Here is a 24,272-nt window from a genome sequence, read left to right on the forward strand (position 1 = left end):
GGGCGGTCAACTGCCGAGGCTGGGCGGATTGAAAGGGAGTCAACCATGAACCAACTCAACACTGCTGCGACCTCTGATGGCCAGGGCTCACCGATCCGATGAGCCTGCGTAAAGGATGTATACGTGCCCTCGGACTGTGCTGTTTCAGCCCCTTGGTGTTCGCCGCCGATGTGCCGGGAAGCCAGGACCTGCCTGCCGTGGCCCGTCAGGTCGACGCACAGATCGTCGATTACCGTCCCGCTGAAGAAAAGGAACGCATCTACCCCATGGGGGCGATCCGCAAGATCAGTGGCCAGTTGCGTTATGAGGGCCAGGCCACCGCCCGTGGGCAAGCCACAGCGATTACCTACGAGCTGCCTGCCGAACACACCTCCAGTGCTGCGTTCACGTCGACGCGCGAAGCGTTGCAGGCCAACGGCGCGCAGTTGTTGTTCTGGTGCCAGGCCCGCGATTGCGGTGAAAGCAGCCTGTGGGCCAACGAAGTGTTCGGTAATGCCAAGCTGGTAGGTGCCGACGGCCAGCAGGAATACCTGCTGCTGCGTCTCGCCGCCCCGCAGGAAAACTCCCTGGTGGCCATCTACGGCATCACCCGAGGCAACCGTCGTGCCTACCTGCATGTGGAGCAGTTGGATGCCGGCGCACCGCTGGGCGACCTGTTGCCCACCTCGGCCACCTTGTTGCGCGAGCTCAAAAGCACCGGTGAGCTGGATTTCCCCGCGCTTGGCGGCGACCCCGACGACACCTGGCTGACCCTGATTTCCCGGGGCTTGAACCTCGATACGACCTTGCGCGTCAGCCTGACCGGCCCGAAAGCCGAAGCCTGGCGCCAGGCTTTGGTCGACAAAGGCGTGCGCGCCGCGCGCCTGGAAACCGGCAGCACTGAAACCAAAGGCCTGCACCTGCATCTGATACGCTGACCGCAACAGGGCGAACGGACCCGTGCCGTTCGCCTAAGCTCTCTTCCTACAGCCTTTTCTAGAGATACCCCATGCTCAATAACGATCGCCTGCTGGTGCAAATCCTGCTGCTGGTGCTGTTTGGTGCCAGCTTCTGGGTGATGGCGCCGTTCTGGTCGGCGCTGTTCTGGGGGGCGGTGCTGGCGTTTGCCAGTTGGCCGCTGATGGTGCTGCTGACCCGCGCGCTGGGTGGCCGTGAATCCCTGGCCGCCGGCATCCTGACCCTGGGCTGGATGTTGCTGGTGGCGGTGCCGCTGGTATGGCTGGGGTTCAATCTCGCGGACCATGTGCGCGATGCCGTGGCGTTGATCAAGGATATTCAGGTCGATGGGCTGCCCGAGGCGCCAGCCTGGTTGGGGGCGATTCCCTTTGTGGGGGAACGCCTGGTCGGCATGTGGAACAGCATCGACGAGCAGGGCGCGGCGCTGATGGTCAGCCTCAAGCCGTACCTGGGGCAGGTGGGCAATTGGCTGTTGGCGCGCAGTGCGCAGATCGGCGGCGGCATCCTCGAACTGACCCTGAGCCTGGTGTTCGTGTTCTTTTTTTATCGTGATGGGCCGCGTCTGGCGATGTTCGTGCATCGCTTGCTGGAACGACTGATCGGTGACCGTGCCGGTTACTACATCGAACTGGTGGCCGGTACGGTGCAGCGGGTGGTCAACGGTGTGATCGGCACTGCCGCCGCCCAGGCCCTGCTGGCACTGATCGGCTTCCTGATCGCCGGCGTGCCGGGTGCGTTGGTGCTGGGGATCGTGACGTTCCTGCTCAGCCTGATCCCGATGGGCCCGCCGCTGGTATGGATCCCGGCCACGGCCTGGCTGGCGTGGAAAGGCGACTACACCTATGCGGTGTTCCTTGGCGTGTGGGGGACGTTCATCATCAGCGGCGTGGACAACGTGCTCAAGCCCTACCTGATCAGCCGTGGCGGCAACCTGCCGCTGGTGATCGTGTTGCTCGGGGTCTTCGGCGGCTTGATTGCCTTTGGCTTTATCGGCCTGTTTATCGGCCCGACCCTGCTGGCCGTGGCCTACAGCCTGCTGATGGATTGGAGCGCAACCCAGGCCCAGGTTCGGCGTGAAGACAAGCCCCTTTAAGCCCTGGGCAACCACATCACGGCGGTCAAGCCGCCGCCTGGGGTCTCTTCCAGGCTCAGGCGGCCGCCCAGGCGCTCCGCGGCTTCCTTGGAAATGGTCATGCCCAGGCCAACGCCGCCGGAATTGCGGTTACGCGAGCCTTCCAGCCGATAGAACGGCTCGAACACTGCCTCACGCTTATCGACCGCGATCCCCGGCCCGTGGTCGATCACACGGATGACCAGCGCTTCGCGGCTGTCCTCCAGCTCCACGCGGGCGGTGCCGGCATAACGCAAGGCGTTGTCGATCAGGTTGTTGAGGCATGAGCGCAGGGCCATCGGTTGCACCTGCAAGGGCAGGCAGCTGCCCGCACATTGCACATCGGAGCCTTGGTCCTGGGCGTTTTCACTCATGGACTCCACCAGCGCCTGCACATCCAGCCAATGCCGGGTTTCACTGGTGCGCTGTTCGTGCAGGTAGCTCAGGGTGGCGTCGAGCATGTCGATCATGTCGTTCAGGTCCTGGCGCATCTGGCCCTGCAGCCGGGTGTCCTCGATCTGCTCCAGGCGCAGCTTGAGGCGTGACAGCGGGGTGCGCAGGTCATGGGAGACGGCGCCGAGCATGCGCGCGCGTTGGCTGACCTGCTCGCGAATACGCCTTTGCATCAGGTTGAAGGTCGAGGCGGCCTGCCGTGCTTCCCTCGGGCCGGATTCATCGAGGGGTGGGCTGTCGAGGTCCAGGCTCAAGCGTTCCGCCGCTTCACTCAGGCGCTGTATCGGCCGGCTCAGCAGTTTGGCACCGTACCAGGCCGCGATAATCAACGAGACGAATTGAAAGGTCAGGGGCACCACCGGGCCGCCAAACCAGGGGCGTGGGTGCTTGTCGCGCATCGGCGCCAGGGTCCCGTCCGGCTGCTCGATAAATCGCTCAGGAGGGGGCGGCGGCGGTTGGCCGTAGTGGTGAAACCAGAAGAACGCCAGCCCATGGGCCAGCACAATCGCCACCAGTAACACGCCGAACAGCCGACCGAACAGCGTGTTGAAGGGCGCGCGCATCAGCCAATATCCCGGGCGTCGAACAGGTAGCCTTCGCCGCGCACGGTCTTGATCAACTGCGGTGCCTTGGGGTCATCCCCGAGTTTTTGCCGCAGGCGCGACACCAGCAAGTCGATACTGCGATCAAAGGCCTCTATCGAGCGGCCACGGGCGGCATCAAGCAGCTGCTCACGGCTCAGCACCCGGCGCGGGCGTTCGATAAACACCCACAACAGGCGGAATTCCGCGTTGGACAGCGGCACCACCAGGCCATCGTCGGCCACCAATTGACGCAACACGCTGTTGAGGCGCCAGTTGTCGAAGCGGATATTCGCGCGCTGTTCGGTGCGGTCATCGCGCACGCGGCGCAGGATGGTCTGGATCCGCGCTACCAGTTCACGGGGTTCGAAGGGCTTGGACATGTAGTCGTCGGCCCCCAGTTCCAGGCCGATGATGCGGTCGGTGGGCTCGCAGCGGGCGGTGAGCATCAGGATCGGGATATCCGATTCGGCGCGCAGCCAGCGGCACAGGGTCAGGCCGTCTTCCCCCGGCAGCATCAGGTCGAGTACCACCACATCATAGGTTTCGGCTTGCATGGCCAGGCGCATCGCGGCGCCGTCGGTCACGCCGGTGGCGAGGATATTGAAGCGTGCCAGGTAGTCGATCAGCAATTCGCGGATCGGCACATCGTCGTCGACGATCAGCGCACGGGTGTTCCAGCGCTTGTCATCGGCGACCACCGCGCCTTTTTGCTCGTCGTTCACGGGGACGGAAGGGGTATGCATAGTGCGATCATCTGCCTGGTTGTTACGGTCAGCATAGGCGCCCAGCCCCATGGCTGGTAGTGCTGGTCGGTGGGTCGTGCGGGCGAGGCTAGCGGCAGGGAGTGTTGTGGGCATGTCATGAATGTATCAGCTTTGAAATAATCATCTGGAATGCCTGGCTGATGGCGGTTGGTCAGTATTTACCGATCATCGGATCCCGCAACGGCGCTGCTTGCGCTACAATCCGCGCCGATTTCGACTTGCCTGAGAGCCCATTCCAATGTCCGCCTGCCAGACTCCTATCATCGTCGCCCTGGATTACCCCACCCGTGACGCCGCACTGAAGCTGGCTGACCAGTTGGACCCCAGGCTTTGCCGGGTCAAGGTCGGCAAGGAACTGTTCACCAGCTGCGCCGCGGAAATCGTCGGCACCCTGCGTGACAAAGGCTTCGAGGTGTTCCTCGACCTGAAATTCCACGACATCCCCAACACCACCGCCATGGCGGTCAAGGCTGCGGCCGAGATGGGCGTGTGGATGGTCAACGTACACTGCTCCGGCGGCCTGCGCATGATGACCGCCTGCCGCGAAGTGCTGGAACAGCGCAGCGGCCCCAAGCCGTTGCTGATCGGCGTGACCGTGCTGACCAGCATGGAGCGCGAGGACCTGGCGGGCATTGGCCTGGATATCGAGCCTCAGGAGCAGGTGCTGCGCCTGGCCGCCCTGGCGCAGAAAGCCGGCCTTGATGGCCTGGTGTGCTCGGCGCTGGAAGCCCAGGCCTTGAAAACTGCCCATCCGTCGTTGCAATTGGTGACCCCGGGGATTCGCCCTGCGGGCAGTGCCCAGGACGACCAGCGCCGCATCCTGACCCCGCGCCAGGCACTGGACGCGGGTTCCGACTACCTGGTGATCGGTCGTCCGATCAGCCAGGCGGCGGATCCGGCCAAGGCGTTGGCGGCGGTAGTCGCCGAGATCGCCTGATCGATGCGCGTTCCCACGTTCGCGTGGGAACGCGCGGATCTGCCGTGTATCAGCTGACCTTGAGCACCAATTTGCCAAAGTTTTCGCCGTTGAACAGCTTCATCAGCGTCTCCGGGAACGTCTCCAGCCCCTCGACGATATCCTCCTTGCTCTTGAGCTTGCCCTGGGCCATCCAGCCGGCCATTTCCTGCCCGGCGGCGGCAAAGTTCGCCGCGTGATCCATCACCACAAAGCCTTCCATCCTTGCGCGGTTGACCAGCAGTGAGAGGTAGTTGGCCGGGCCTTTCACCGCTTCCTTGTTGTTGTACTGGCTGATGGCCCCGCAAATCACCACGCGGGCTTTCAACGCCAGCCGACTGAGCACCGCGTCAAGAATGTCGCCGCCGACGTTATCGAAATACACATCCACGCCTTTAGGGCACTCGCGCTTCAGGGCGGCGGGTACGTCTTCGTTCTTGTAGTCGATGGCGGCGTCGAAGCCCAGCTCATCCACCAGGAACTTGCACTTGTCGGCGCCGCCGGCAATGCCGACCACGCGGCAGCCTTTGAGCTTGGCGATCTGCCCGGCAATGCTGCCCACGGCACCGGCCGCGCCGGAGATCACCACGGTTTCACCGGCCTTGGGCGCGCCGGTGTCCAGCAGTGCGAAGTAGGCGGTCATGCCGGTCATGCCCAGCGCAGACAGGTAGCGGGGCAGGGGCGCCAGATTGGGGTCGACCTTGTAGAAGCCGCGCGGTTCGCCCAGGAAGTAATCCTGCACGCCCAGGGCGCCATTCACGTAGTCCCCGACGGCGAATTTCGGGTTATTCGAGGCAATCACCTTGCCTACACCCAGCGCGCGCATGACCTCGCCGAGGCCTACGGGCGGAATGTAGGACTTGCCTTCATTCATCCAGCCACGCATGGCCGGGTCGAGGGACAGGTATTCGTTGTGCACCAGCACCTGCCCGTCCCCGGGCGTGCCCACCGGCACGACCTGGTAAGTGAAGGTTTCCCGCGTGGCCGCGCCGACCGGGCGTTTGGCGAGCAGGAATTGGCGGTTGGTCTGGGCGGTCATGGCAAGGACTCTTTAGAAGTGAAGCATGATTGATAGACCTTGGACGGCCCGGGGGCAAGGTCAGCCTAGGGTGCGAATGCTCATCGATAGGTGCCATTGATAGTGAGCCCGGTTGCCTTATCACTATGACTCATGCAGCACTAACCGGACTTCTGATAGTGCTGACGTGTGCGTCTCGGCGTTGGCTAGACTCGTGCCACTGCCATTAATCCCAATAGGACATCCTCCATGAGCATGACGTTTTCCGGCCAGGTCGCCCTGGTGACTGGCGCCGCCGCCGGTATTGGTCGCGCCACTGCGCTGGCGTTCGCCGCCGAAGGCTTGAAGGTCGTGGTCGCCGACCTGGACGTAGCTGGCGGCGAGGGTACGGTCGCGCTGATCCACCAGGCCGGGGGCGAGGCGCTGTTCGTGCGCTGCAACGTCACCCAGGAGGCGGATGTGCAGCAGTTGATGGCACAGACCATCGGCGCCTATGGTCGCCTGGACTATGCGTTCAATAACGCCGGCATCGAGATCGAGAAGGGCAGGCTGGCGGACGGCAGCCTGGATGAGTTCGACGCGATCATGGGCGTCAACGTCAAGGGTGTGTGGTTGTGCATGAAGTACCAGTTGCCGCTGCTGCTGGCCCAGGGCGGTGGGGCCATCGTCAACACCGCGTCGGTGGCGGGGTTGGGCGCGGCGCCGAAGATGAGTATCTACGCGGCCTCAAAGCACGCGGTGATCGGCCTGACCAAGTCCGCAGCTATCGAATACGCGAAGAAGAAAATCCGCGTCAATGCCGTCTGCCCGGCGGTGATCGATACCGATATGTTCCGGCGCGCCTATGAAGCCGACCCCCGCAAGGCCGAATTCGCCGCCGCCATGCACCCGGTCGGGCGTATCGGCAAGGTGGAGGAAATCGCCAGCGCAGTGCTGTACCTGTGCAGCGACGGAGCGGCGTTCACCACCGGCCACGCCTTGGCCGTGGACGGTGGCGCGACGGCTATCTAGGACCTGGCGCCGGCCCCTTGTTCGAAAACGTCTGGGCGCGCGTGGGGCTTTTCCAAAGCTGGCAAAACGCTGTGACCGAATATGTGTCAGTAGGTAAATAAGTCAATAAAATCAATAATTTAATAAATTTATGCAGCCGGAAACCTGCTGCTTCTGTGCTTAACTCTCCGGGTTGATAACAGACAGTTGAAGTGAGTGGCTCATGGATTTAGGGATCGATCGACAGGCCCTTGTACCGGTAGTGCAGCAAATCGTCAGTGCAGTGGTGCAATGGATTCGCAAGGACGGCGTGAGCCCCGGAACGCGCTTGCCGTCCGTCCGCCAGTTGGCCCTGGATAACCTGCTCAGCCAATCCAGCGTGATCGAAGCATTCGAACGGATGGTCGCCCAAGGGGTGCTGGCGCCCCGGCAGGGCTCGGGATTTGTGGTGGCCCAGCCGGCTGCCTGCCACGAAGGCAATTGGTATGAGGGGGCGGAGCGCGAGTGGGGCGCCTTTGCCGACAATCCTTTGGGCGAGTTGAAGCTGGGCTGTGGCTGGTTGCCCGATGCCTGGCGCGAAAGCGATGACATCAGTTACGCGATTCGTGAAGTCACCCGCACCGACACGGCCGGCCTGTTCAACTACAGCACCCCTCTGGGTCTGCCTGCGCTGCGCGAGCAACTGCTCAAGCGCCTGACCCAGATTCACATCGCCACCAGCCTGGAGCGCATCCTGACCACCGCAGGTGCCAGCCATGCCCAGGACCTGCTGATACGTACGCTGCTCAAGGCCGGCGACAGCGTGGTGGTCGAAACCCCCGGGTATGCCAACCTCTATCGGCAGCTGGCGTTCCAGGGCGTGCAACTGCTGGAAGTACCGCGTACCCGAGGCGGCCCCGACCTCCCGGCGCTTGAAGCGCTGCTGCAGCACCATCATCCCAAGTGCCTGTTCATCCACAGCCTCTATCACAATCCCACGGGCACCAGCCTGTGCCGGCTGGTGGCCGAGCGCTTGCTGGAACTGGCACACCGCAAGAACTTCCTGATCATCGAGGAAGATGTCTACGGCGATCTGCAACAGGCCAGTTGCACGCGGCTTTCTGCATTGCCCCATGATGATCGGGTGATCTACGTCGCGAGTTTTTCCAAGACCCTGAGCAGCGCCTTGCGCGTGGGCTACCTCTGCGCCAGCAGCGCAATCATCACGCAACTGGCCAGCCTCAAGACCTTGAGCGGCTTCGGCACCTCCCGGTTTGCTGAAGCGGTGGTCGCCACGTTGCTGGCCAATGGCACGTATCGCAAGTGGGTGCAGCGCCTGCGCAAGCGGTTGAGCAGTGAAATGGCCGTGACCCTGCAAGTGCTGGAGGACGAAGAGTGGGAGGTGTTCGCCGTACCCACCGGCGGTATGTTCCTGTGGGCACGCCCGGGGACGGCGCAGCCTTCGCGGTTGCAGGCGTGCGCCCGGCAGTTGGGGGTGTTGTTGTCGCCCGGAGCGTTGTTCAGTCCCACCGGCGGGCACAGTGAGTGGCTACGCCTTAATGTCGCCTATGCTACTGATCAACGTGCCTTGGCGTTGTTCCGTGCGATGGGGCCCGCCAGATCGACCTCGACCATTCTGAAAACGACGAGTGTGTAGCTTTTTGCCATTATTGTGGCGCCAGTGCCTTGTGCTCAGTGCCTTTTGATTGCGAATCTCGTTGCTTGTCCATCGGACTTGATGGCGTCCGCCATTGCAAGAGGATTCAAGTGCAATGATTTCAGGCGTGCAACGACGTTTCGCCAACCTGGGTATGGCGAAAAAACTGGGCTTGGGCTTCACCCTGGTGCTGCTGCTGACGGCGTTGGTCGCGGCTATCGGCGTGTGGTCCCTGCAAACCGTTGGCCAGCGTTTTGAAGGCCTCAAGGCCATGTCGTCGCTCAACAGCGGCTTGCTCAAGGTGCGCCTGATCGAACAGGACTACGCGCTGCACACCGACCCCAAGGCCGTCGACGCCTTGCATGAAAGTCTCGATGCCCTGGCGGCCCAGGCGGCCGGCCTCAAGGCCCAGTCTGCGGCGAATGTGCCGGTGATGGCCGAGGTTGAGCAGGCTCTGGCAGCCTACCGGAAGGCGTTCGATGAGTTTGTCGAGCTGACGCAGACCAAGGATCTGGCGCTGGAAATGGCCAGTTGGTCGGTGTCCAGCGTGGCGAATAACCTGGATGTATTGCAGGCCGGGCTGGCGGACGACGGCGCCTATGGCCTCAAGGAAAGCCAAGGTAAGGAGGGGGCCGAGTTTATCGAGCAGGCAGGCCAGATCAGTCAGGTTTCCCGCTTGATGTTGCAGGCCATGAACGAAGCCCATGTGCGCCTGGACCAGAGCCGCAAGGCGGATGCTGACGACGCCGAGCAAGGCAAGATCGAGCAGGCCGACCAGGCCCTGGCCCAGGTCGAGCAATTGAAAACGTCGGTCAAGGACCCTGGTTATCAGACGGTGCTCAACGAAGTTTCCGGGCATATCGCCGCCTTCAGCGAAAAGCTGGGGGAATACACCGGCCTGCTGGCCCAGGAAAAAGTCGTCTACAAACAACTGCATGATCGAGCTGACCAAGTCGTCAGCCGGGTCAACCAGGCCTATGACGCTGAAGACCTGTCGATGCAGGCGCAACTGAAGAAAAGCGCGATGTTGATCATTGGCTCGTCGGCCCTGGCCTTGCTGGTGGGGTTGATTGCGGCCTGGGTGATTACCCGCTTGATTGTCGCGCCGCTGCGCAGTGTGATCGCGGTAGCCCGACAGATTGCCGCCGGGGATCTGAGCGGGCGCATGGAGGTCAGCCGCCGTGATGAAATCGGCCAGTTGATGCAGGCGATGCAACAGATGGGCGGCGGCCTTAGCCAGATGGTCAGCGGCCTGCAGGCCGGTATCGAACAATTGGCCAGCTCGGCGCAGTCGCTGTCCAGCGTGACCGAGCAGACCAATGTCGAGGTCAGCAGCCAGAAGGAAGAAACCGAGCAGGTCGCTACCGCGATGAACCAGATGACCGCCACCGTGCACGATGTGGCACGCAACGCCGAGCAGGCCGCACAAGCCGCGCAGACGGCGGATGAAAAAGTCGACAGCGGCCAGCAGGTGGTGCGCCAGAGTTTGCAGCGTATCGAATTGTTGGCCACGTCCAGTACACGCGCGAGCACCAGCATCGAGAGCCTCAGTGCCGAAATCCAGAATATCGGCACCGTGCTGAGCGTGATTAAAAGCGTCGCCGAACAGACCAACCTGCTGGCCCTGAACGCAGCCATCGAAGCCGCCCGCGCAGGCGAACAGGGCCGGGGTTTTGCGGTGGTGGCCGATGAAGTACGGGCACTGGCCAAGCGCACCCAGCAGTCGACCGAAGAAATCGAGCGGCTGGTCAGTACCTTGCGCAGCGCGGCGCAATCATCGGTGCAGCAGATCCAGCAAAGTGGCGAACTGGTCAAGCTGGCGGTCAGCGATGCGCTGGAAACCGAAAGTGCCCTGGGCAGCATTGCGGTAGCGGTGTCGTTGATCCAGCAGATGAACCAGCAGATTGCCGCTGCGGCTGAGGAGCAGAGCTCGGTGGCCGAAGAGATCAACCGTAGTGTCACCAGTATTCGTGCGAGTGCCGATCAATCGGCGTTGAGCATGCAGGGCAATGCGGCGTCGAGCATCCAGCTGGCGCAGTTGGGGGCGGAGCTCAAGGGGATGGTGGGGCACTTCCGCCTTTGATCGCCGCCCCGAGGCGGCGATCAAAAGGGAGGGCGATCAGGCGTGGTTGGCGAGGAAGGTCAGCAGCGCTTCGTTGACGAAATCCGGGTTCTCCCGGCTGGAGATATGCCCGGCGTCTGGAATCAGGATCAGGGCACAGCCAATCAGTTCGGCCATTTCCTCGGATTCGGCGGGTGGCCGAGGCTTGTCCTGTTCGCCACACATCACCAAGGTGGTATCGGCGTCCAGCCGCGGTAGTTGCTCCAGTACATCTTCGCGGCTGAAGATCAATCGACCCAGGGGGACGATGCTGTGCAGCAGGCGTTCCCGGGGAAAGTCCTGCAGTGACTTGCGAAAATCCTGGTAGAGCGCCGATTCGCGGTCGATGTCGGGGCGAAAGAAGATCGGCGCGATCACATCCAGCAACGGCTCAGGAATGGCGCCGGCATCTTCAATCATCTTGAACAACGAGAAGTAATACTGGCGCGTGGCCTCTGGCTCGGCACCGAGGTAGGTGTCCATCAGCACCAGGCTGTTGATCCGCTCGGGGGCCTGCAATGCCAGGCGTGCGCCCCACATGCCGCCCACCGACAGGCCTGCCAGGTTGATCTGTGCGATCTCCAAATGGTCAAGCAGGGCCAGGACCTGGCGCGCAAGGTCGTCGAGGGTGTGGGTGGGGGCGGGGAGTTGGCCCGATTCGCCGTGGCCCCACAGTTCGGGCACGATGACCCGGTACTGTTGTGACAGGGCTTCGATCTGCGGGGCCCACATGTCGCGGTCCCACTGGTAGCTTGAGCCGAGCAGGACGACAGGGCCGGTGCCCTGGTCGACGTAATGCAGCGGTTGTCCATCAATGACGGCGATAGGCATAGCGGGCCTCTGACTTCACGGAGTGAGGGGCACTTTTTTACGCTAGTCGGGGGCGGGGCGATAGATGCAAATTGATGGCATGTTGGGGCGAGCGGGCAGCCCGCTCACCCCAGGGGAGTGGGCAGATCAGTCGTAGATGACTTTCTTTTTCCACTCGGCATCGGCGTCGACTTCTTTCATGCCTTCGGTCAATTCGTTGACTTCCTCCGCCGCCTGTTTGCTGTTAGCCAGCACGGTCGAGTTGGCGCGGGCCAGTTGACCTTCCAGCAATTGCAGCTGTGCACTGTAGAGCACCGGTTCAGGCTGCTTGCGCAGGTACTGCACGCCACGCTCGAAGGCCAGGCGCGCCTGGCCAGGCTGGCCCTGCTGCAAGGCGTGCTGGCCGAGGTTGTTGAAGAACTCTATGTGCAACAGCACCAGGATATGACGGATTTCCTTGATCCAGTGCTTGGCTTCGTTGGTCGGCAGGAACCCGTCCTGGGCGGCGCGGGTGACCTGGCCATGCAGGGCTTCCAGCAGGAAGCGCACGTCCTTGGCCTTGGCTTCGGTCTGGATCGGCGCCGGCGGGTTGTTCACCGGGATGGACTCGCCCTGGGCCACCAGCGTGTTCAGCTCGGTGATACGGGCCTTGAGCGGTGCACTGGTCTTGTTGAGGTTCAACAGGCGCTGATTGACGTTGAGCTCCAGGCGGGCCAATAACAGCTTGAGCGCCGGGGTCATCAGTTGGCCAGGGAAGGTCTCGGTGATCTCACCGCAACGGCGCAGGCGATCATTAAGCTCGATCTCGGTGCGCTTCTTTTCCAGCTTGTTGTTTTCCACCACGTGGTTCATGTAGCCAATGGCGATCAGTATTACGATCCCGGCAATTACCAGCAGGGTGATCATGAGTGGTGTCACCGGTGTGACCTCTTTGATAGGGTTTACAGTGGAGTGTAGTGACTGGGCTTGTCGACGGATAGGACTGATCGACCAGTTACCCAGGTAGTTCTTCTATATAAGTAGCCGCTCCCTGCGTAGATGCACATTGCCATCACTTGCTGGAACGAACTATAGCGCCTTGTCGGACGCCAGAATATAGGCGTCAAGGCCTGGACGGGCAGAATGCCCCGCGCGGGCCGGTAAACACGGGCGAAGTCATTGATTTAAATAAATTTATCCTTGGGGGTTGACGACCTTTCAATCCATCCATAGAATGCGCGCCACTTACAGCGTAAAGCACACAGCGAAACGCGGTAGGGAGTGAATGTTGTACGTGTGTCCCCTTCGTCTAGTGGCCTAGGACACCGCCCTTTCACGGCGGTAACAGGGGTTCGAGTCCCCTAGGGGACGCCATATGCGGGAATAGCTCAGTTGGTAGAGCACGACCTTGCCAAGGTCGGGGTCGCGAGTTCGAGTCTCGTTTCCCGCTCCAATTTACAAGCAGTGTGGCTTTCGGGCGGCACTGAGTGAAACCAGGACCAAGTCTTCGGACGAGGCCTCTGGGCACTGAAATACACACCATGTGTTTCAGTAGCGTGTCCCCTTCGTCTAGTGGCCTAGGACACCGCCCTTTCACGGCGGTAACAGGGGTTCGAGTCCCCTAGGGGACGCCATTTGCGGGAATAGCTCAGTTGGTAGAGCACGACCTTGCCAAGGTCGGGGTCGCGAGTTCGAGTCTCGTTTCCCGCTCCATATTCAACAAAAACGCCGATCAGTGATGATCGGCGTTTTTGTTTGTGCGTTATTTGTTCATCTGCCTGAACCTGTCATCTTCCTGACTCAGTTCCTGGCGTGTTCGAGATATAGTCTGGCGTTTGAGTTCAAGGAGCACGCGTGATGGCAGAAACTTCTCAATCGTCCGGTGAAACCAAGGTCGCCCCATTGGGTATCAGCGCCTTGGAAAAAGCATGGGATTTCCATTGGGCAATGCGCTTTGTCAGCGTTGTGCTGTTTCTCGATATCGCTTTGCTAATCCGTACCCGGACGCCCTTGGTGGAGTGGACGACCAGCAGCGATGCATTGCTCGCTGACTTGGGGTTCCTGGCGGTCACCGCGGCCTCTTTTGCGCTGGTGGTGTCTTTCGTTCTGCCGCTGTTGACGGAAATCGTTCGTGGGATCGGCACAAGGTTGCGAATGGCCTTTCCAAAGCTCTTGGGTGATGCCTATACACCTCCTTCAAGGGGGATCGGTTATGTGTGGGCCAACGACCTTCTGGACCTGGCACTGAAGGAAAACAGTGATTTCCTGCTTAGCTGGTATCAGCGGCATGTGCAGTTGCGAGAACAGCACCGGTTGATGATGAACAAAGTCGCGCACTTGGTGTTTGGTTGTTTGGTGCTGTCCGTCGTGGATTGGGCGGTGCCATATTTTGGATTCGGCACTGGTTCGCTGATTTTCTCGGCCATGCATGTACTGGGTGATACGGGGCTGTTTCTGGCCAGCATGGTCGTGGTAGCGGGCGGGGTAATGTTGGCGTCGGCATGGTTTGCCATCGAGTCTTCCCTGTATATCTACTACCCACCCCTGGACATGTTGCAGCGGGAGCAGGAGCGCAAGCGATACCAGGGCGCATGAAGAACCTGAGTAAAAATGCCGATCATCACTGATCGGCGTTTTTTTGCGCACACTTCAATCGCTGTCAGAGCTTCGGCAACTGTCCGATACGCCCCATCATTTCGGTGACTATCTGCAGATCCAGCAAGAACTGGTCGACCGTCTTGAACTCATTGTCGGTGTGCCCGGTGTATTTCACTTCCGGCCGCGCCAGGCCGAATTGCACGCCATTGGGCAGTTCATGCACGGACGTCGCGCCGGCCGAGGTGCCGAATTTGTGCTCCATACCGAGGTTTTCGCTGGCCACGGCCAACAAGGCCTTCACCCACTCACCTTCCGGGTTGCGGTACATCGGTTCGGCGACCGAGTAGGTGAAGTCCACGTTGACCTTGGTTTGCTTGTCCCAGGCGCTCAACTTGTCGGAAATCTCGGCTTTCAGTTTCTCCGGCGATTTGCCCTTTGGTACACGCAGGTTCACCGCCAGCTTGAAGGCTTTGTCATCCAGGCCGACAAAGGTCAGCGAGGTGGTCAGCGGCCCCATGAAATCATCGGAGAAACCCACGCCCAATTTGCCGCCCAGATAATCCAGACCCCAGTTGTCCGAGGCATAACGGGCCGCGTCGGTGATGTGGTTGTGCTTGAGGGCGATCTTGCCGTCGATGCTGTGGATCAGCTCCAGCATGCGCGACACCGGGTTGATACCGGATTCGGGCTCGGAGGAGTGCGCGGAAACCCCGGTCACTGTCAGCTTGACCTCTTTGCCAACCACCTTGGCTGTTACTTCGAAGTCACCGCCGTTGCGTTTGGCATACTCCGTACCGGCTTTTTGTAGGCTGGCGGCCAGTTCGGCAGGCGTGTCGCTGATCAACGTGGCAACCGAGGCCGAGGGAATCTGGTTGGTGGCCATGCCGCCGGTCATAGCGATGATTTCCGCGCCTTGGCCTTCCCCTTTGCGGCGCGGGAAGGTGGCCATGACAGTGCCATAACCTTTTTCGGCAATCACCACCGGGTAGCCGCCATCCAGCGCCAGGTTGTACTGCGGCGTCGGGTTGCGTTCGAAGTAATAGGGGATCGCGTCGCCGGAAGTTTCTTCGGTGGTGTCCACCAGCAGCTTGAAATTGCGCGCCAGCGGCAACTTCTCTTCCTTGATCACCTTCATGGCGTACATCGCCACCACGATGCCGTTTTTGTCATCCTCGGTGCCACGGCCATACATGCGGTCGCCGATCAGCGTGACCTTGAACGGGTCGAGCCTGGTGCCGTCTTTCAACACCCAGTTCTCCGGCGTCACCGGCACCACGTCGGCGTGGGCGTGGATACCCACCACTTCGTCGCCGTTGCCTTCCAGGGAAATCTCGTACACGCGGTTGTCGACGTTGCGGAAGTTCAGGTTGAAGGTCTTGGCCAGGGCCTGGATCTTGGCGGCAATCCGGATGAATTCCGGATTTTTGTACTGCGGCATGCCGTCCACGTTGAAGGTCGGAATTTCCACCAGTTCGCGCAAGGTATCGAGGGCGGCTTTGCCGTATTTCACTCGGGTGTAAATACCCAAAAGGCGATGGATTTCGTTCTGCTGGTCGGCGGTCAGGGTTTTGTTATCGAGGAAGGCACCGATCGCCGGGCCTACGTCGTTGGCCTTGCCCAGGTCGCCTTTGGCCAGGGTGCCGAGGAAACCACGGAAATCCGTGACCGACGTTTCGCTGAAGCTCGTCAGGATCGCCGTGCTTTGCTCTGGGGTGATGTTGGCAAAGGCAGGTGTGGTCATCACCGAAAGGCCGGCCGCGAACAGGGTGGCAGCCGCTAATTGCTTGAGTCGAAAGTGCATGGTCAGGGGCATTCCTTTGCAAAGGGAAATGGGGGATTCCTGATCAATATGTCAGAAATATTTCGACACACTACCACTGCCAAGGTGTGCCCGGGAGACCACTGGGAGGCTTATCTAAAAACTCGATAGCACCCGACTCTGCTCTCTAGTCCAGGCTGTAACGCACCGACAACGCACCCTTTTTCTCCGAAAGCGCCAGGATCGTTACCTGACCCAACTCGCCCAGCGTTTGCACATGGGTACCGCCGCAAGCGTAGGTGGGCAGATCACCGAAGCCCACTTCGCGGGTGCCGTCGTCCAGGGCCATATGGCGCGGGTAGTCGGCGGCGATCCATTGGTTGATCTGCTGTTGAATGATCTCGGCGTCCATGGCTTGCGCGGTTTCGCCACGGATAAAAGTGATCTTGCCTTCACCTGGCCAGTGGTGCGCCTTGATCGGCATCCAACCCAGGGTTTCGCCAGCGTTGCCGATCAAATGCCCGGCGGAGTGCAGGCGGGTGTGCAGGGCGCGGCGTGGTTCGTCGACCCGCGCGGTGATGGGGCCCGGTTCCACCGGTTGGTTGACATAGTGCACCACGCGATCGGTTTCCTGGGTGACTCGCAGCACCTGGCTGTCGCCCAGCCAGCCGGTATCGAACGGCTGGCCACCGCCTTGGGGATGGAAAATCGTCGACTGCAAAACGACCGCAAACTGGCCCTCGCAGGGGGTGCAACTGAGTACTTCAAGCTCGGCGGTCAGGTGGTCATGGGTGAAAAACAGGCGCTCGGTCATTTTCTACATCCGCATCAGGGTTCTGCGGGCAGTATAAATAGTGCCTGGATAGGTGATAATCCGCTCAAATATCAATGGACCTGTGCGTCATGAGCATCAATCTTCCTTTGCCGCTGCTGGGCGAAATGGCGATTTTCGTCAAGGTAGTAGAGACCGGCAGCTTCTCCGAAGCGGCGCGGCAGTTGAGCGTTTCGCCGTCGGCGGTAAGCCGCAGTATTTCGCGCCTGGAAAAGGCCCTGTCCACCCGTTTGCTGCAACGCACCACGCGCAAATTGCGCCTGAGTGAAGCCGGTGAGGAGGTTTTCAAGCGCTGCCAGGAAATGGTCAGCGCGGCGCGCTCAGTGATGGAAATCAGCGGCCAGTTCACCCACGAGGCCGAGGGCCTGGTGCGGGTCAGTGTGCCGAAGGCGGTGGGGCGGTTTGTGGTGCACCCGCATATGCCGGAGTTCCTGCGGCGTTATCCCAGGGTGGATGTGCAATTGATCCTCGAGGACCGGCATGTGGACCTGATCGATGACAATGTCGACCTCAGCATCCGCATCACCGACAGCCCGCCGCCGGGCCTGGTGGGGCGGCAGTTATTGCCGATTGAGCATTTACTCTGTGCCACGCCGCAGTATCTAGCCGAGCATGGTGCGCCGGCGCATCCCCATGATTTGCTGGCGCACAGTTGCATCTATCTCGGTGAAACCCCGGGGGATTCACGCTGGAAATTCCGCCAGGGCGGCAAGGCGGTGACGGTCGGCGTGCGTGGGCGTTATGCGGCGAACCACACCGGCGTTCGGCTGGATGCGGTGTTGCAGCACGTGGGAATTGGCAGCTTGCCGTATTTCACCGCGCGGCATGCGTTGGAGGAGGGGCGGTTGGTACAGGTGCTGCCCGGGTGGGACTTTATTGCGTCCTACCATGGCGAAGCGTGGTTGTTGCATTCGCCCACGCGTTACCTGCCGCCGAAGCTTCGGGTGTTTATCGATTATCTGGTGGAGTGCATGGCGAGGGAGCCGACATTGCGCCGGCGATAGGCGCACGGTCGAAAATGTGGGAGGAGGGCTTGCTCCCTCCCGCATTCAGTTATGCAGTGTCTTGAACAATCAGTGTTTGCTTTGGTCCTGCGGCATGGCCAGCAGTTGCTTTTCCTGGTTCCAGTCGAAGGGTTCGTCGTTTTGTTCGGCTTCAAAGCGACGCTCTTCCAGGGCCTGGTACAGGTCCAGTTCTTCGTCGGGCATGAAGTGCAGGCAATCGCCGCCGAAGAACCACAGCAGGTCGCGCGGGACCAGGTGGGCGATCTGCGGGTAGCGCAGGATGACCTGGCTCATCAGGTCCTGGCCCAGGTACTGGCTTTCGATCGGGTCGATCGGCAGCAGGGCGCGCAGTTCGTCGAAGCGCTCCAGGAACAGGGTGTGGCTTTCCTCGGGCACCTGTTCGGCTTCGCCGACGGCAACCAGGATGCTGCGCAGGTGGTCGAGCAAGACGAGATGATCGGCAACGACGTTGGACACGAGATAAGTCCTCTAAAGCAAAAACGGGCGCGAGAGTATATGCCTCTCGCGCCCGTTTTTATATGACCGCCGGACTCAGCGGACTTTACCTTCAGCGTGTACCAGCTCTTCCTTGCTGAAATCATCCACGTCGATCACCTTGCGCCGTGCCGCTTCGGCGTCGCGCAAGCTCTGCGCTTCCGCCGGTTGCAGCACACCGGCGTGCAGGGCGGCATCGATCGCATGTTCGCCGGCAGCGGGTTTGACCTGGCCACTTTTGAGCGCGGTGTGCAGTTTTTTCTGCAATGGATGGCTGGCACCCAATAGATCGTAGGCGTGTTGCAGAGCGCCCACTGGATCTTCTGCCGATTGTGGGCGGTAGCAGCCGGCCAGCAATTCTTCCAGGGTCGGGTCGCCTTTGGCGCGGCCAATCACCGCGGCCACTTCGGCATCCAGCGCATCGGACGGACCGGTATGACGACGTCCGAACGGGAATACAATCACCCGCAGCAGGCAGCCCAGCACTTTATTCGGGAAGTTGCTCAGCAGCTCATCCAACGCACGCTCGGACTCGCCGAGGCTTTCTTCCATGGCCCAGGCGAACAGCGGTTCCAAGTGATCCGGCGAATCCAGGTCGTGGTAACGCTTGAGTGCCGCCGACGCCAGGTACATATGGCTTAGCACGTCACCGAGGCGTGCCGACAGGCGTTCGCGGCGTTTCAACTCGCCACCCAGCAGCATCATGCTCAGGTCCGCCAGCAGCGCGAACGCGGCAGCCTGGCGGTTCAATGCGCGGAAATAACCCTGGCTCAAACGGTTGCCCGGGGCTTTCTCGAAGTGCCCCACGCCGAGGTTCAGCACCAGGGTGCTGGCGGCATTGCTCACGGCAAAACCAATGTGTTGCATCAGCAGCCCGTCGAACTCCTTCAGCGCCTGATCGTGGTCCTCACGCCCGGCCAGCGCCATTTCCTTGAGCACGAACGGATGGCAGCGGATGGCACCCTGGCCGAAGATCATCAGGTTGCGCGAGAGGATGTTCGCGCCTTCCACTGTGATGAAGATCGGCGCGCCCTGCCAGCTGCGGCCCAGGTAGTTGTTCGGGCCCATGATGATGCCCTTGCCGCCGTGTACGTCCATGGCGTGGCTGATGCACTCACGGCCGCGTTCGGTCAGGTGGTACTTGAGGATCGCCGACAGCACCGAGGGTTTTTCCCCAAGGTCCACGGCATTGGCGGTGAGCATGCGTGCGCTGTCCATCAGCCAGGCGTTGCCGCCGATGCGCGCCAGGGCTTCCTGGATACCTTCGAAGGCTGACAGCGGTACGTTGAACTGCTCGCGCACCTGGGCGTACTGGCCGGTGACCAGGCTGGTGAACTTGGCGGCGCCGGTACCCACGGCGGGCAGGGAGATCGAACGGCCGACCGACAGGCAGTTCATCAGCATCATCCAGCCTTTGCCGAGCATTTCCTGGCCGCCGATGAGGTATTCCAGGGGGATGAACACGTCCTTGCCGGAGTTCGGACCGTTCATGAACGCGGCGCCGAGGGGCAGGTGGCGACGGCCGATTTCCACACCGGGGGTGTCGGTAGGGATCAGTGCGAGGCTGATGCCCAGGTCTTCTTCTTCACCCAGCAGGTGGTCTGGATCGTGGGCCTTGAAGGCCAGGCCCAGCAGGGTCGCGACCGGGCCAAGGGTGATGTAGCGTTTTTCCCAGTTCAGGCGCAGGCCGAGGGTTTCCTTGCCTTCCCATTCGCCTTTGCAGATCACCCCCGTGTCAGGCATGGCGCCGGCATCGGAGCCCGCCAGCGGGCCGGTGAGGGCGAAGCAGGGGATGTCATCGCCACGCGCCAGGCGTGGCAGATAGTGGTTGCGTTGTTCGTCGGTGCCGTAATGCAACAGCAATTCGGCCGGGCCGAGGGAGTTGGGCACCATCACTGTGGAGGCCAGGTCGCCGCTGCGGGTGGCGAGTTTCATCGCGACCTGGGAGTGGGCATAAGCGGAGAAGCCCTTGCCGCCATATTCCTTGGGAATGATCAGGGCGAAGAAACCGTGGGTCTTGATGTGCTCCCACGCGGCCGGCGGCAGGTCCATGGCCTGGCCGATTTCCCAGTCGCTGACCATGGCGCAGAGTTCTTCGGTGGGGCCGTCGATAAAGGCCTGTTCTTCCTCGGTCAGTTGCACCTTGGGGTAGGCCAGCAGCTTGTCCCAGTCGGGACGACCGCTGAACAGTTCGCCGTCCCACCACACGGTGCCGGCGTCGATGGCGTCGCGCTCGGTCTCGGACATCGGCGGCAAGACTTTCTGGAACCAGCTGAACAGCGGCTTGGTGAAGTATTGGCGGCGCAGGTCCGGCAGCAGCAAGGGCGCGGCCACCACAGCGATCAATACCCAGAAAATCAGCAGCAGCCAACCCGGTGCATGGCTCCAGGCGCCCATCGCCAGCAGGTAAACGGCGACCACGCCCAGGGCGGGCAGGGGGGCGACGCGGCGATGTGCCAGGTAGGCAATGCCGACCACCAGAACCAGTATCCACAACAACAGCATATTCAATCCTCCGTGAAACCAGGGGCGAAACCACCAGGGAGCTTAGTCGGCATCCGAACAAGCGGGGTGATCAGGGTGTTACAAGTTGTACTGGGAACACCTGGCATCAGGCGCCGACATTTGGCCGAATCGTCGTTATCTCCGTGGCGGACCTGTCGTTAAACTCCAGGCTTCCTTCGGAGATCAAGCTCATGGATACGTATCTGAGTCCCAGCCGCTTCATCGATAGTGACCACCCTGCGGTGGTGGAGTTCGCCGAAAAACACCGCGGCTCCAGCGCGAATTTACGTGACCAGGCGGTCAGTCTCTATTACGCCGTGCGTGAGGCGATTCGCTATAACCCCTACACCTTCAGCCGCGATCCCGCCACCTTGAATGCCAGCTTCGCCCTGGCCGCCGGCGAAAGCTATTGCGTGCCCAAGGCCACCTTGCTCGCCGCCTGCGCCCGTCACTGCGGCATCCCGGCGCGCATCGGTCTTGCGGATGTGCGCAATCACCTGTCGACACCGCGCCTGATCGCGTTGCTCAAAAGCGATGTGTTTGCCATGCATGGCTACACCGAGCTTTACCTGGACGGCCGCTGGGTCAAGGCGACGCCGGCGTTCAACCGCCAACTCTGTGAGGTGTTCGACGTACCACCACTGGACTTCGACGGGATCAGCGACAGCGTATTCCATGCATTCAACCGCCAGGGGCAGCGCTCGATGGAGTACGTGGTGGACCATGGGCAGTTTCCCGATGTGCCCGAGGATTTCTTCTTCGCCCATCTGGAGAAATGTTACCCACACCTGTTTGCTGAACAGATGCCGATCTTGTCGGGCGACTTGCCGAGCGATTTGAGCCGCGGGTGAACCGGCGTATGCTGCTGCGTTCATCCAGCCATGTTCATCAACAAAAAGGCGCGGTCATGCTGAAGATCTGGGGTCGTAAAAATTCATCAAACGTCAGGAAAGCACTGTGGTGCGCCGAGGAACTCGGCCTGGACTATGAGGCAATTGATGCGGGCGGGGCTTTTGGCGTGGTAGACACGCCGCAATACCGGGCATTGAACCCGAATGGCCGCGTGCCGATGATCGAGGATGGCGACTTTGTGTTGTGGGAGTCCAACACCATCGTGCGCTACCTCTGCGCCAAGCACGCGTCGGCGTTCTACCCGAGCGACCTGCAGGCGCGTGCCAGCGCCGAGAAATGGATGGACTGGACCACCTCGACCCTCGCCGAGCCGTTCAAGGCCGTGTTCTGGGGCGTTGTGCGCACCCCGGCGCAGAAGCAGGACTGGGACAGCATCAACGCCGGGCGTCAGGCCTGTATCGATGCACTGAGCACCGTGGACAATGCATTGGCCGAGCAGGCTTACCTGTCGGGCGACACCTTCGGCGTAGGTGATATTCCCCTGGGCTGCTTTATCTACGCCTGGTTCGAGATGCCCATCGAACGCCCTGCGATGCCCAACCTAGAGGCCTGGTATCAGCGTCTGCAACAGCGCCCGGCCTACCGCAAGGCGGTCATGACCGCGTTGACTTAATACTGACTATTAATACAGGTGACTGTACTTGTGCGGCGCGGGCAAGCACCATGCCTGTCATGCGCCGCCGTTGAACTACCTGCGCTGCGCCCTCATCTACTCTTTCTATTCCCTTCTTTGGTGCGTATTCCGATATGAGTTCCGCTCTGTCCATCCGGCAGCTAACCAAAACCTACGGCAACGGTTTCCAGGCCCTGAGTGGTATCGATCTGGACGTTGCCGAAGGTGACTTCTTCGCCTTGCTCGGCCCCAACGGCGCCGGCAAATCCACCACCATCGGTATCCTCTCCACTCTGGTCAACAAGACCAGCGGCACGGTGAATATCTTCGGCCACGACCTGGACAAATCCCCGGCGGCGCTCAAGCGCTCCATCGGTGTGGTGCCCCAGGAATTCAACTTCAACCAGTTCGAAAAGACTTTCGACATTGTCGTGACCCAGGCTGGCTACTACGGCATCCCGGCGAAAGTTGCCAAGGAGCGCGCCGAGCAATACCTGACCCAGTTGGGCCTGTGGGACAAGCGCGACGTGCCGTCCCGCTCGCTGTCCGGCGGCATGAAGCGTCGCCTGATGATTGCCCGTGCACTGGTGCATGAACCGCGCCTGTTGATCCTCGATGAGCCCACCGCCGGCGTGGACATCGAACTGCGTCGTTCGATGTGGACCTTCCTCACCGAGCTGAACGAGAAGGGCATCACCATCATCCTCACCACCCATTACCTGGAGGAGGCTGAGCAGCTGTGCCGCAACATCGGCATCATCGACCACGGCACCATCGTCGAGAACACCAGCATGCGTAACCTGCTGGGCCAACTGCATGTGGAAACCTTCCTGCTCGACCTGAAGAACAACCTGTCGGCACCGCCGCAACTGCTCGGCTACCCCAGCCGCCTGGTGGACAGCCACACCCTGGAAGTCCAGGTGGATAAAGCCATGGGCATCACTGCGTTGTTCACCCAGTTGGCGGCGCAGAACATCGACGTGCTGAGCCTGCGTAATAAAACCAATCGCCTTGAGGAGTTGTTCGTGTCCCTGGTGGAGAAAAATCTGACGAAGGTGGCGGTATGAGTTCTGAGCTGCAACCCAACCTCGTCGCACTGCAGACCATCGTCTACCGCGAAGTGAAGCGCTTTACCCGGATCTGGCCGCAGACCCTGCTGCCGCCGGCGATCACCATGGTGTTGTACTTTGTGATCTTCGGTAACCTGATCGGCCGGCAGATCGGCGACATGGGTGGTTTCACCTATATGGAGTACATCGTGCCGGGCCTGATCATGATGTCGGTGATCACCAACTCCTACGGCAACGTGGTCTCCAGTTTCTTCGGCAGTAAGTTCCAGCGCTCCATCGAAGAGCTGATGGTCTCGCCGGTGTCGCCGCATACCATTTTGATCGGCTACACCCTGGGTGGCGTACTGCGCGGCTTGATGGTGGGCGTGATCGTGACGCTGCTATCACTGTTCTTCACCCACCTGCAGGTGCATCACCTCGGCGTCACCATTCTGGTGGTGGTGCTGACGGCGACCATCTTCTCGCTGCTGGGGTTTATCAACGCCGTGTTTGCACGCAACTTCGATGACATCTCGATCATCCCGACTTTCGTGCTGACGCCGCTGACCTACCTGGGCGGGGTCTTCTACTCCATCACCTTGCTGCCGCCGTTCTGGCAGACCGTGTCGCTGGCCAACCCGGTGCTGCACATGGTCAACGCCTTCCGCTACGGCATCCTGGGCGTGTCGGATATCAAGATCAGCGTGGCGATCACCTTCATGCTGGTGGCGACTGTGGTGTTGTATATCGGTTGCGCGAAGCTGCTGGTGAGCGGGCGCGGGATGCGTACCTGATAAAACGCGGTCAAAAAATGTGGGAGGGGGCTTGCTCCCGATTGCGATGTGTCAGCTACAGATAAGCTGACTGACATACCGCTATCGGGATGTAGAACCGTAGACATCGTTTACATCTGAAACCGGGGACATCGTTTACACATTTGAGGCCTGGACGCGGGTCATACCTCGTCCCAGCCTCCCCAAGGGATAATCACACAGGTACAAATCCCAAGCTTCATCTTCAGCTTCTTTGAGCCCTATCCTTTCCCCGGACAGCGCCTCGCTGATAAATACCAACTTGCCGTTCCACTTGATCGATCCGTCCTGCCTGACGCTTCGAACTTTCATTTCTGCCGGATATTCCACATCGG

The 24,272-nt window shown here is 61.0% G+C and carries 21 protein-coding genes, 4 tRNA genes and 2 pseudogenes; 17 read left to right on the forward strand and 10 right to left on the reverse strand.

Going from position 1 to position 24,272, the window contains the following annotated elements:
* The first annotated feature begins 98 nt into the window (after window positions 1–98).
* Both F6S08_RS05080 and F6S08_RS05085 read left to right on the forward strand, forming a co-directional pair.
* Complete coding sequence (locus F6S08_RS05080; RefSeq protein WP_065924507.1) at window positions 99–917, forward strand: DUF4892 domain-containing protein; 819 nt, start codon at window positions 99–101, stop codon at window positions 915–917.
* A gap of 71 nt (window positions 918–988) precedes the next feature.
* Window positions 989–2,050, forward strand: a complete 1,062-nt coding sequence (locus tag F6S08_RS05085) for an AI-2E family transporter (RefSeq protein ID WP_065947278.1) — start codon at window positions 989–991, stop codon at window positions 2,048–2,050.
* Here F6S08_RS05085 and F6S08_RS05090 read toward each other — a convergent pair.
* Window positions 2,047–3,084, reverse strand: coding sequence for a sensor histidine kinase (locus tag F6S08_RS05090; protein WP_315871351.1), 1,038 nt, complete (start codon window positions 3,082–3,084; stop codon window positions 2,047–2,049). The two genes, F6S08_RS05085 and F6S08_RS05090, sit on opposite strands and share 4 nt — an antisense overlap.
* On the reverse strand, window positions 3,084–3,848 hold the full coding sequence (locus F6S08_RS05095) for a response regulator (RefSeq protein WP_065924552.1): 765 nt from the start codon (window positions 3,846–3,848) through the stop codon (window positions 3,084–3,086). The genes F6S08_RS05090 and F6S08_RS05095 overlap by 1 nt, the downstream gene beginning before the upstream one ends.
* A 259-nt stretch (window positions 3,849–4,107) precedes the next feature.
* Between F6S08_RS05095 and pyrF the strand changes: the two genes are divergently transcribed.
* A complete protein-coding gene (pyrF, locus tag F6S08_RS05100; protein ID WP_065947279.1) occupies window positions 4,108–4,806 on the forward strand; it encodes an orotidine-5'-phosphate decarboxylase in 699 nt (232 codons plus the stop codon).
* Between the two features lie 49 nt (window positions 4,807–4,855).
* On the opposite strand, the gene F6S08_RS05105 is transcribed toward pyrF, so the two are convergent.
* Entirely contained in the window at window positions 4,856–5,863 is a 1,008-nt protein-coding gene (locus F6S08_RS05105) for an NADP-dependent oxidoreductase (RefSeq protein ID WP_065947280.1), read from the reverse strand.
* A 228-nt stretch (window positions 5,864–6,091) separates the two neighbouring features.
* Between F6S08_RS05105 and F6S08_RS05110 the strand changes: the two genes are divergently transcribed.
* From F6S08_RS05110 to F6S08_RS31345, 4 genes and pseudogenes are all read left to right on the forward strand, one after another.
* Window positions 6,092–6,853 carry an SDR family oxidoreductase gene (locus F6S08_RS05110; RefSeq protein WP_065924512.1) on the forward strand — a complete coding sequence of 254 codons (762 nt, stop codon included), beginning with the start codon at window positions 6,092–6,094 and terminating at the stop codon, window positions 6,851–6,853.
* A gap of 202 nt (window positions 6,854–7,055) precedes the next feature.
* Window positions 7,056–8,468 (forward strand): PLP-dependent aminotransferase family protein, encoded by a 1,413-nt coding sequence (locus F6S08_RS05115; protein ID WP_065924513.1) that lies wholly within the window; start codon window positions 7,056–7,058, stop codon window positions 8,466–8,468.
* Window positions 8,469–9,492: 1,024 nt separating this feature from the next.
* A pseudogene (locus F6S08_RS31340) lies at window positions 9,493–9,690 on the forward strand (HAMP domain-containing protein); the annotation flags it as partial.
* Between the two features lie 18 nt (window positions 9,691–9,708).
* A complete protein-coding gene (locus F6S08_RS31345; RefSeq protein ID WP_370671245.1) occupies window positions 9,709–10,551 on the forward strand; it encodes a methyl-accepting chemotaxis protein in 843 nt (280 codons plus the stop codon).
* A 36-nt stretch (window positions 10,552–10,587) separates the two neighbouring features.
* On the opposite strand, the gene F6S08_RS05125 is transcribed toward F6S08_RS31345, so the two are convergent.
* Window positions 10,588–11,400 carry an alpha/beta fold hydrolase gene (locus tag F6S08_RS05125; RefSeq protein ID WP_315871352.1) on the reverse strand — a complete coding sequence of 271 codons (813 nt, stop codon included), beginning with the start codon at window positions 11,398–11,400 and terminating at the stop codon, window positions 10,588–10,590.
* A 126-nt stretch (window positions 11,401–11,526) separates the two neighbouring features.
* Window positions 11,527–12,297: a hypothetical protein gene (locus F6S08_RS05130; RefSeq protein WP_027607090.1), complete on the reverse strand. Its 771-nt coding sequence runs from the start codon at window positions 12,295–12,297 to the stop codon at window positions 11,527–11,529.
* Between the two features lie 359 nt (window positions 12,298–12,656).
* Here F6S08_RS05130 and F6S08_RS05135 point away from each other — a divergent pair.
* From F6S08_RS05135 to F6S08_RS05155, 5 genes are all read left to right on the forward strand, one after another.
* Window positions 12,657–12,732 (forward strand) — tRNA-Glu (locus tag F6S08_RS05135).
* Window positions 12,733–12,735: 3 nt separating this feature from the next.
* Window positions 12,736–12,811: transfer RNA gene (locus tag F6S08_RS05140), tRNA-Gly, on the forward strand.
* Window positions 12,812–12,916: 105 nt separating this feature from the next.
* Window positions 12,917–12,992: transfer RNA gene (locus tag F6S08_RS05145), tRNA-Glu, on the forward strand.
* Window positions 12,993–12,995: 3 nt separating this feature from the next.
* Window positions 12,996–13,071: transfer RNA gene (locus F6S08_RS05150), tRNA-Gly, on the forward strand.
* A gap of 144 nt (window positions 13,072–13,215) precedes the next feature.
* Complete coding sequence (locus F6S08_RS05155; protein ID WP_065924516.1) at window positions 13,216–13,953, forward strand: hypothetical protein; 738 nt, start codon at window positions 13,216–13,218, stop codon at window positions 13,951–13,953.
* 64 nt (window positions 13,954–14,017) lie between these two features.
* Here the strand turns inward: F6S08_RS05155 and F6S08_RS05160 are convergent, their stop codons facing one another.
* Window positions 14,018–15,757 carry a dipeptidase gene (locus F6S08_RS05160; protein ID WP_065924553.1) on the reverse strand — a complete coding sequence of 580 codons (1,740 nt, stop codon included), beginning with the start codon at window positions 15,755–15,757 and terminating at the stop codon, window positions 14,018–14,020.
* Between the two features lie 145 nt (window positions 15,758–15,902).
* Window positions 15,903–16,529, reverse strand: a complete 627-nt coding sequence (locus F6S08_RS05165) for a hypothetical protein (RefSeq protein WP_065924517.1) — start codon at window positions 16,527–16,529, stop codon at window positions 15,903–15,905.
* Window positions 16,530–16,618: 89 nt separating this feature from the next.
* Between F6S08_RS05165 and F6S08_RS05170 the strand changes: the two genes are divergently transcribed.
* Window positions 16,619–17,551 carry a LysR family transcriptional regulator gene (locus F6S08_RS05170; RefSeq protein WP_315871353.1) on the forward strand — a complete coding sequence of 311 codons (933 nt, stop codon included), beginning with the start codon at window positions 16,619–16,621 and terminating at the stop codon, window positions 17,549–17,551.
* Window positions 17,552–17,620: 69 nt separating this feature from the next.
* On the opposite strand, the gene F6S08_RS05175 is transcribed toward F6S08_RS05170, so the two are convergent.
* Window positions 17,621–18,028 carry a PA2817 family protein gene (locus F6S08_RS05175; protein ID WP_010567536.1) on the reverse strand — a complete coding sequence of 136 codons (408 nt, stop codon included), beginning with the start codon at window positions 18,026–18,028 and terminating at the stop codon, window positions 17,621–17,623.
* A gap of 75 nt (window positions 18,029–18,103) precedes the next feature.
* Complete coding sequence (locus F6S08_RS05180) at window positions 18,104–20,551, reverse strand: acyl-CoA dehydrogenase (RefSeq protein WP_065924518.1); 2,448 nt, start codon at window positions 20,549–20,551, stop codon at window positions 18,104–18,106.
* Window positions 20,552–20,742: 191 nt separating this feature from the next.
* Here F6S08_RS05180 and F6S08_RS05185 point away from each other — a divergent pair, with 191 nt between their 5' ends.
* The 4 genes from F6S08_RS05185 (at window position 20,743) to F6S08_RS05200 (ending at window position 23,919) form a co-directional block, all read left to right on the forward strand.
* Complete coding sequence (locus tag F6S08_RS05185) at window positions 20,743–21,402, forward strand: transglutaminase-like domain-containing protein (protein ID WP_065924519.1); 660 nt, start codon at window positions 20,743–20,745, stop codon at window positions 21,400–21,402.
* A gap of 56 nt (window positions 21,403–21,458) precedes the next feature.
* Window positions 21,459–22,076: a glutathione S-transferase gene (locus F6S08_RS05190; RefSeq protein ID WP_315871354.1), complete on the forward strand. Its 618-nt coding sequence runs from the start codon at window positions 21,459–21,461 to the stop codon at window positions 22,074–22,076.
* A 134-nt stretch (window positions 22,077–22,210) separates the two neighbouring features.
* Complete coding sequence (locus F6S08_RS05195; protein ID WP_027607098.1) at window positions 22,211–23,143, forward strand: ABC transporter ATP-binding protein; 933 nt, start codon at window positions 22,211–22,213, stop codon at window positions 23,141–23,143.
* On the forward strand, window positions 23,140–23,919 hold the full coding sequence (locus F6S08_RS05200) for an ABC transporter permease (RefSeq protein ID WP_012723134.1): 780 nt from the start codon (window positions 23,140–23,142) through the stop codon (window positions 23,917–23,919). The genes F6S08_RS05195 and F6S08_RS05200 overlap by 4 nt, the downstream gene beginning before the upstream one ends.
* Before the next feature lie 135 nt (window positions 23,920–24,054).
* On the opposite strand, the pseudogene F6S08_RS05205 reads toward F6S08_RS05200, so the two are convergent.
* Window positions 24,055–24,272 (reverse strand): annotated as a pseudogene (locus tag F6S08_RS05205) (IS481 family transposase); the annotation flags it as partial.

The sequence above is a fragment of the Pseudomonas sp. JV449 genome, from assembly GCF_032424295.1.
Taxonomy (GTDB): Bacteria; Pseudomonadota; Gammaproteobacteria; order Pseudomonadales; family Pseudomonadaceae; genus Aquipseudomonas; species Aquipseudomonas marginalis.